The sequence below is a fragment of the Roseospira marina genome, assembly GCF_014197855.1.
Classification (GTDB): Bacteria; Pseudomonadota; Alphaproteobacteria; order Rhodospirillales; family Rhodospirillaceae; genus Rhodospira; species Rhodospira marina.
This window is the reverse complement of sequence record NZ_JACIGJ010000037.1, coordinates 1-7,401: the sequence shown is the minus strand read 5'-3', so window position 1 is coordinate 7,401 and position 7,401 is coordinate 1. Positions and strand designations below refer to the sequence as shown.

Below are 7,401 nucleotides of genomic sequence, written 5' to 3'. Positions count from 1 at the left end.
GGACATGGAGCCTCCCGCTTAATCCAAGGGAGTCCCCTACAGAATCCATTTCAAGCCCGACCGCTACCCCGATTTCTCAAATGCGATTCCCCTGCGCGCTCGACGTCGCGCCGGTCAGAGAGGCCGGCGCGCTTCAAACGCAACCTCCTCAACGCCCGTGCCCGCATCAACGAATCGGGTCGGGTCCTCGACGCGGTCAAACATAGGATCCCCGCTATCGCCCGGGCGACACTCCCGAATCGCGACGAACCCGGCCGCCTCCAGGCGCGCCTGCATGGACGGGCGGTCGTACATCCACAGATGCTGGGACGCCCCCAGGGCGCGTTTCGCCGCCCCGACCACGCCACTCGGCCGGCGCTCGAGTCCCAGATAGCTCTCTTCCAGGAACCGGTCGGCCGCGTCCGTCCGGCCGGCCGCCCGCGCCTGAAGGTAGCGCCGCGCGCGGCCTTCCAGATCCGGCACCACGAGTCGGAACACACCGCCCGGCTTCAGAAGCCGCCAGGTGCGGCCAAGCGCGACCTGACAGTCGGCGCGGCTCAGATGCTCCAGAACGTGGCTGGCATATATCCCGTCGCACGAGCCGTCCTCTTCCGGCAGGCCCTTTACGATATTGCCGTACCGGACGCCCTTCGGGAACGTCTGTGCGTTTCCGCTCGCCCGATAGGCCCATCGCCCCACGCCCGGAAGTCGGAGAATCCGCAGCGACGGCGACGAGTCGTAACTGACCCAGCCCTCCGGCGCGTTGAACCCGCACCCATACTGGACATACCGCCCCGATATCACCGCGCCCATGTCACCGCCCCCCGCTCGTCCGGATCCGCCTGCGGCCTCACGGCGCCCCGCATGGGGCCACCGCAAAAAAAAGGGGCGGACCGGCATCACGCCGCCCCGCCCCGGGTCTGTTCGATGGACCGGGATCGGTCACGCCGGCCTTAAAGCGCCGCCGCGATCTCCTCCAGCTCGAAGCACTCAATGAAGTCGCCCACCTGGATGTCGTTGTAGTTCTCGAACGACATGCCGCACTCGTAGCCCTCGCGCACCTCGCGGACATCGTCCTTGAAGCGCTTGAGCTGGCCGAGGCTGCCCTCGTGGATGACCACATCGTCGCGCAGCAGGCGCACCTTGGCGCCGCGCTTGACCGTGCCCTCGGTGACCATGCAGCCGCCGACCTTACCCACCTTCGTGATGTTGAACACCTCGCGAATCTGGGCGTAGCCGAGCAGCGACTCCTTGAACGTGGGTTCGAGCATACCCGTCAGCAGCGCCCGCACGTCGTCGGCGACGTTGTAGATGATGCTGTAGTAGCGCAGCTCGACGCCGTCCCGCCGCGCCATCTCGCGGGCCTGCGGGTTGGCGCGCACGTTGAAGCCGATGACCATCGCCTCGGAGGCCTTGGCCAGCGTGATGTCGCTCTCGTTGATGCCGCCGACAGCGGCATGCAGCACGCGCACCTTGACCGCGTCGGTCCCCATCTTCTCCAGGGTGCCGATGAGCGCCTCGACCGAGCCCTGCACGTCGCCCTTGATGACGACCGGCAGTTCCTTGGCCTCGCCGGCCTGGATACGCTCGAACATCTGCTCCATGGAGCCGCGGGCGGACTTCACGAACTGGGTCTCGCGGTCCTTACGCTGACGATAGCCGGAGACCTCGCGGGCCTTGGCCTCGTCCTCGACGACGATGAAGTCATCGCCGGCCTCGGGCGTGCCGTTGAAACCGAGCACCTCGACCGGAGTCGCCGGACCGGCTTCCTCCAGACGCTCGCCGCGCTCGTTGTCGAGAGCACGGACGCGCCCCCACTCCTTACCGCAGACGAAGGTATCGCCGACCCGAAGGGTGCCGCGCTGGATCAGCACGGTGGCCACGGAGCCGCGACCGCGTTCCATCTTGGCCTCGATCACCGCGCCTTCGGCGGCGCGATTCTCGTTGGCCTTGAGGTCCAGCAGTTCGGCTTGCAGGAGAATGGCCTCCTCCAGCCGCTCCAGGTTCATGCGCTTTTTGGCCGAGACCTCAACGGTCTGGACGTCGCCGCCCATTTCCTCAACCACGACCTCGTGCTGAAGCAGCTCGGTCCGCACCTTCTGGGTGTCCGCCTCGGGCAGATCGATTTTGTTGATCGCCACGATCATCGGAACCTTGGCGGCCTGGGCGTGACGAATCGCCTCAATCGTCTGCGGCATGATGCCGTCGTTGGCGGCCACCACCAGAACCACGATGTCGGTCACCTCCGCACCACGGGCGCGCATCGCCGTGAAGGCGGCGTGGCCCGGGGTGTCGATGAAGGTAATCCGCGCACCGGTGGCCAGCTTCACCTGATAGGCACCGATGTGCTGGGTGATGCCGCCCGCCTCACCGGACACCACGTCCGATTCGCGCATGGCATCCAGCAGCGACGTCTTGCCGTGGTCGACGTGGCCCATGACGGTCACGACCGGCGGACGGGTCGACTTCTCGGCGTCGCTGTCGGGGCCGGCCACCAGACCGATCTCGACGTCGGCATCGGACACGCGCTTGATCTTGTGCCCGAACTCCTCGACGACCAGTTCGGCCGTGTCGGCGTCGATCACCTGGTTGATGGTCGCCATCACGCCCAGCTTCATCAGCGTCTTGATGACGTTGCCGCCGCGTTCGGCCATGCGGTTGGCGAGCTCCTGGACCGTGATGGTCTCCGGAACCGTGACCTCGCGCACGACACGCTCGGCCGGGCCGCTCATCTGCTGCTTGCGCCGCTCCTTCTGCTGGGCGCGCCGCATGGCCGCCATGGAGCGCCCGCGCTCGGACCGGTCGTCGCCGTCCAGCGCCGCCGTGATCGTCAGCTTGCCCCGCCGCTTCGGCTCGACCCGCTTGGTCGTGGCCGGTTTGGGCGGAACCTTGGCCGGCGCGGGGGCGGCCGGGCCACGGCGCGGCGCGGCGGCCGCATCCTCGCCCTCGGCCGCACGACGCGGCGGACGCGCCGGACGAGGCGTGGCGGTACGATCATCGTCCCGATCCTCGTCGCCTTCGGCGTCGGCACCCCGACCCTTGGCGCGCTTGGGCGCGGCGGAGTCGGCCGACGTCGCATCGGCCGCCAGCGCATCGGGAGTGGCCGGCGCGGCTTCACCCGCCGCCTCGGCTTCCGCCTTGCGCTTGGCCTCTTCCTCGGCGGCCTTGCGCGCGGCTTCCTCCTCCTCGGCCTTGCGCCGGGCTTCTTCCTCAGCCTTGCGCGCGGCTTCCTCGGCCTCCGCCTTCCGGCGCGCCTCTTCCTCGACCTTACGCCGCGCCTCTTCCTCGGCCCGGATCTGAGCCGCCTGAAGCGCGCGCAGGCGATGCGCCTTCTCTTCGCTGGTCAGGTCGCCCGTCAAGGCCTCCGTCGCCTCGCGCAGGCGGGAATCGGCGGCCGAGCCGCGTCCACGCCGGGCGGCCTCAGCCTCGGCGGTCTGGACGTGGCGCTTCTTGCGCACCTCGACCTGCACCACCTTGGAGCGCCCGTGCGAGAAGTTTTGACGCACTTGTCCCCCCTCGAGTGGGCGCTTCAGTTCCAGCTTGCCACGCGAGGAGAGCGACAGGGGCGCCTTGCGTTCTTTTTCGTCCGCCATTCGACTCAGCTTCGCTCCAATCACTTCCATCCCGACGGGACCCTATCGCCCCGACGTGCCATCAGTCCCGACCAGTGCCGTCGTCCGTACCATCGGCCGGGTGTTCGGACTCCGTCGTGGAGCCCCGTGCGGCCCCCGGCGCGGCCCGTACGGCCGCCCCTTGAGCCTCGGAGAGGGAAAGGACCATCGGACCGGGTCGAAACCCGGCCAGCCGGTCACACGCCTCCAGAAGACCTTTCGCCAGACGCCCCCTCTCGAGCGCAACGTGCACCGCGCGTTCCCGGCCAAGGGGCTGGCCCAATTCCGTCGCGTCGAAGCCCACCACCAGCCGGCAGTTGGATCCGCCGCGACCGGTTCGGCCTCGCGCGCCCTCGGGCACGGACCCCAACACCGCCGTCGCCAGGGCGGCCATCTTGCTCCGCCCATCCGCCGCACCGTCGCGCGCCGCGAACAGCGCCGCCGGCGGCCCGCTGTCCGCCGCACCCAACACACGGGCACGGACCTTTTCGTATCCCGTCACCACCTGCCCCGCACGGCGCGCCAGACCCAGCAGGGACAGACACCGCCGGGTCAGCACCCGCTCAACCTGATCCGCCAGATCGGGGGGAACGGTGACCGGTCCGCGCGCGGCCCTGGAAAACAGCCGTCGTCGCGCCGCAATCTCTATCATATCGCGGCCCGGGCTCAACCATAAACCACGCCCAGGAAGGCGCCCATCCACATCGGGGACGAGCACGCCATCCGGACTCACGACAAATCGAAGCAATTTGTCGCGCGGCCGAACCTCCCGGGTCACGATACAGCGTCGGTGCCCCTTGGGCATCGGCGCGGTCTCATCCCCGGCGTTCTCCGGGTTTTCGCCCACCGCCGCCCCACCATCCTCGTGGTTCGGCATGGCGGCGCCGGCGCCGCCCGGCCCTGTCGGCCGGTCTTCATTCCGCCCATGCGCCGCCGTCATGGCGGTCACCCCTGCCCTGCGCCCTCATCGGAGTCGCCGCCGGTCGCGGCCTCTCCCTCGGTTGCAGCCGCAGCGTTCCCGTCCTCCGACTCGCCACCCGCGCCCGGCTCATCGTCGAACCAGTGGGCGCGCGACGCCATAATAATAGTGTTGGCGGTTTCCTCGTCGAGCGAATCCTCGCCCACCATTTCCCGAAGCTCATCGCTGGCCAGGTCCGCCAGATCGTCAAGCGTCTTGACCCCATGCTCGCCAAGCGCGACCAGCATGGTCGGCGACAGGCCGTGAAGGAACGTCATGTCATCCTCCACGCCGAGTTCCCGCCGCCGCTCGTCGGCGGCCCGCTCGCGTTCGTCCAGGTAGCCCTGGGCGCGCTCCTTGAGCTCGGAGGCGATGTCCTCGTCGAAGCCCTCGATGGAGGAGAGTTCGTCGTCCTCGACGTAGGCGACCTCCTCGACGGAACTGAAGCCCTCCGTCACCAGCAGATGGGCAATCACATCGTCCACGTCCAGGGCATCAATGAACGCCTGGGAGCGGGTGCGGAATTCTTCCTGGCGCCGCTCGGACTCCTCGGCCTCCGTCAGGATGTCGATATCCCATCCGGACAACTGAGAAGCGAGGCGCACATTCTGACCGCGCCGCCCGATCGCCAGCGAGAGCTGCTCGTCCGGGACCACGACCTCAATGCGGTTCGACTCCTCGTCGAGCACCACCTTGCTGACCTCGGCCGGAGCAAGGCCGTTCACGACGAAGCTGGCCGGATCGTCGGTCCACTGGATGATGTCGATCTTCTCGCCCTGCAGTTCCGCCACCACGGCCTGAACGCGCGAGCCCCGCATACCGACGCAGGCGCCGACCGGATCAATGCCCGAGTCGTTCGACAGCACGGCGATCTTGGCGCGCGAGCCCGGATCGCGGGCCACCGCCTTGATCTCGATGATGCCGTCGTAGATTTCCGGCACCTCCTGGGCGAACAGCTTGGCCATAAACTCCGGCCGCGTCCGCGACAGGAAGATCTGCGGGCCGCGCGGCTCCTGGCGCACATCGTGGATATAGGCACGCACGCGGTCGCCGGTCTTGAAATGCTCGCGCGGGATCAGTTCGTCGCGGCGCAGCAGCGCCTCCGCCCGGCCCAAATCGACCACCACGTTGCCGAACTCGACCCGCTTGACCAGACCGTTGACGATCTCGGCGACGCGGTCCTTGTACTCCAGGTACTGGCGCTCCCGCTCCGCATCACGGACCCGCTGGACGATGACCTGCTTCGCGGTCTGCGCGGCGATGCGACCGAAGTCGATCGGCGGCAACGGGTCGACAAGGACGTCGCCGACCTCGGCATCCGGCTTCTTGCGGCGCGCCCGCTCCACCGTGAGCTGGGTCGCCTCGTCCTCGACCTCTTCCACCACATGCAGGTGGCGCTCCAGGCGAATCTCGCCCGTCTTGCGGTCGATCACCGCCTGGATGTCGTGCTCATGGCCATACTTCGAGCGGCCGGCCTTCTGGATGGCCTGCTCCATGGCGATGAACACTTCCTCGCGGTCGATGCCCTTGTCGCGGGAGACCGTGTCGGCCACCTGGACAAGCTCCGGCCGGGTCATGCCGGCAATGCGTTCCAACTCCATGCGTTCACATCCCGATCAACTGTCCTGTGAGGACGACGGAGCGGCCTTTTCGGCCCCGCCCTCGTCCGAGTCGTCCGCCGAGTCCGACCCCTCGTCCCGGCGCGCGGCCTTGTCGGCCTTCATGGCATGCGCCACCAGCTCATCCGTGAGCACCAGCTTCGCCTTGGCCAGCGCCGTGAACGGAACATACCAGTCCGTATGCTGCCCGTCCGGTCCCGGCTCCGCCGGCGCGATGATCACGGTGTCGTCCGCATCGATACCCTTCAGCCGGCCCTTGACCCGCCGCCGGCCATCGACGGCCATTTCGGACTCCACGCGAACATCGAAGCCTGCGTACCGCTCGAAGTCCGCGCGCCGCGTCAGCGGGCGATCCATCCCCGGCGAACTAACCTCCAGATCGTACGCGCCCGAGATCGGATCCTCGACGTCCAGAACGGCCGACAGGGCGCGACTGACGCGCTCGCAGTCGTCCACCGTCATGGGCGCGCCGTCGTCCCGTTCCGCCATCACCTGGAGGATGCGCCGCTGCTTTCCCATCAGCAGCAGCCGGACCAGCGCGTAGCCCATGCCCTCCAGCGTCGGGGTCACGAGTCCGGCCAGCGGCCCCTGCTCGCCCATCAGTCGGGTGGTCACGATCCGTCTGTCCTTCATCTCCGCCTGCCGACCCGGACCGCCGCAGGCAATAAAAAAAGGGGGGCCGCAGCCCACCCCCGCACTCCGTAGCGACGCCCATATCGACTCGCTACGCTATGAGGAAACAACACCGTCTATGTAACAGCAACGCCATGGTCACGCAAGGTTCGGTGCGTGTCGCGCACGTCGCTTGCGCGCGCGTACTACCATTCGGCCCACCGATACATTCGGCCCACCGATAACCCGCGCCCGGCCGCACACCGGCCCCGTACGCCAACCTCACGTCAGACGGCGTGGCGCGAGACAGCGTGGCGCCAATCCCGGCTCGCGCGACGGGGTTGCCCCCCCGGGCGCCACCCTGTCACCCACCACCCCGTGCATCCGGCGTCCAGCCCCGCCCTCAGCCCGACCGCCCTCCCCGTTCGCCTGCCAGGATCGACCGGCCTGGCACACCACGGCCGACCGCCGCCTGACAAAAAAATGACATCGAGCGCAAAAAAGGCGTTGACCGAGGGAGGTCTCAGGCGTAGAAACCGGCCTCCCGACGCGGCGGGGTTGCCTGAGAGGGCGGCGCTGACGGGTTGGGGACGCTGGAGAGGCAGAGGCGAGAGCCAAGCAA

General features: G+C 68.3%; 5 protein-coding genes. All 5 read right to left on the bottom strand.

Features of this window, described 5'->3' with window-relative positions; all coding sequences use genetic code 11:
• Window positions 1–114 precede the first annotated feature (114 nt).
• Entirely contained in the window at window positions 115–792 is a 678-nt protein-coding gene (locus GGD82_RS20465; protein WP_170284507.1) for a class I SAM-dependent methyltransferase, read from the bottom strand.
• 140 nt (window positions 793–932) lie between these two features.
• Window positions 933–3,572: a translation initiation factor IF-2 gene (gene infB / locus GGD82_RS20460; protein WP_150064262.1), complete on the bottom strand. Its 2,640-nt coding sequence runs from the start codon at window positions 3,570–3,572 to the stop codon at window positions 933–935.
• A gap of 61 nt (window positions 3,573–3,633) precedes the next feature.
• Window positions 3,634–4,530 carry an RNA-binding protein gene (locus GGD82_RS20455; RefSeq protein ID WP_246164031.1) on the bottom strand — a complete coding sequence of 299 codons (897 nt, stop codon included), beginning with the start codon at window positions 4,528–4,530 and terminating at the stop codon, window positions 3,634–3,636.
• A gap of 5 nt (window positions 4,531–4,535) precedes the next feature.
• Window positions 4,536–6,143, bottom strand: a complete 1,608-nt coding sequence (gene nusA / locus GGD82_RS20450) for a transcription termination factor NusA (protein ID WP_375782142.1) — start codon at window positions 6,141–6,143, stop codon at window positions 4,536–4,538.
• A 21-nt stretch (window positions 6,144–6,164) separates the two neighbouring features.
• The gene (gene rimP / locus GGD82_RS20445; protein ID WP_311731998.1) at window positions 6,165–6,782 is read right to left on the bottom strand and encodes a ribosome maturation factor RimP; all 618 of its coding nucleotides are present in this window, start codon (window positions 6,780–6,782) and stop codon (window positions 6,165–6,167) included.
• Window positions 6,783–7,401 lie beyond the last annotated feature (619 nt).

Bases quoted from the DNA above. Each gene is read 5' to 3' on its own strand.
- GGD82_RS20465 (WP_170284507.1), bottom strand. From the start codon at position 792: ATGGGCGCGGTGATATCGGGGCGGTATGTCCAGTATGGGTGCGGGTTC.
- infB (WP_150064262.1), bottom strand. From the start codon at position 3,572: ATGGCGGACGAAAAAGAACGCAAGGCGCCCCTGTCGCTCTCCTCGCGT.
- GGD82_RS20455 (WP_246164031.1), bottom strand. From the start codon at position 4,530: ATGACGGCGGCGCATGGGCGGAATGAAGACCGGCCGACAGGGCCGGGC.